Below are 710 nucleotides of genomic sequence, written 5' to 3'. Positions count from 1 at the left end.
ATGACCGACAAACAGGCTGAAGAAGCATTCAGCAAGTGGCTTGCCTCTCAACTCGGGAACCAAAAATAATGGGGTACTACGATGATCTACTTTCCGATGAGCCAATCACTGGCAGCGCTGATGTTGTCAGCACTGGCAGCAACAGCACACTCACCAGCGATGCAGCCGGCACCACAGAAAGCACATCCTCCAGCGGTGAGCCAGGCGACGACAGCGCCGCGGTAAAAGCTGAGGATGCCACCGATGAAATCACTGAAGAAAGCGCAGGAGCTGACAGCGGCACAGGCGCTCAGCCTGCTGGCAACACTGTCCCCGCTTCTATTGCCGGCCGGGCTGTTAGCCTTGGGCTGCGGCCTCGCTTTGAGGGCAACAAGGCGCTTAATGACCTGGTGCGCGACGACTGGATCAAAGCGATAAAGCTCAACCCGGATGCGTTTGATGCCCTGCTCTACAAGGCTGTCAGCCCCTCAGAGGTAGTGATTGATGATGATGGCTATGAGGTGATGGCTGCCGAGAAGATCGACCCGAACCAGGAGACTCTGACTTATGCAGATCCAGAGCTGGTGGTTGTGGTGGATTGTCCCGATGAAATGACCTCGTTTTACGCCATGAACGACAGCGACGAAAACGCTGGGTCGCTGGATGACGCGCTTATTCTGCGCATGGCCACCCACAACGTGCCGATCGGCTCAATCCTGGAGTGGATGGAG

At 56.3% G+C, this 710-nt stretch carries 1 protein-coding gene; it reads left to right on the top strand.

Annotated elements, in window-relative coordinates; genetic code table 11:
* Positions 1-68: 68 nt before the first annotated feature.
* The coding region (locus CYR55_RS23055) for a hypothetical protein (RefSeq protein WP_101818608.1) at positions 69-710 on the top strand (642 nt) is incomplete at its 3' end.

This window comes from Chimaeribacter californicus (genome assembly GCF_002858675.1).
In the GTDB taxonomy this organism is placed as follows: domain Bacteria; phylum Pseudomonadota; class Gammaproteobacteria; order Enterobacterales; family Enterobacteriaceae; genus Chimaeribacter; species Chimaeribacter californicus.
The sequence above is the reverse complement of the archived record's forward strand: the minus strand, read 5'-3'. Positions and strand labels throughout refer to the sequence as shown.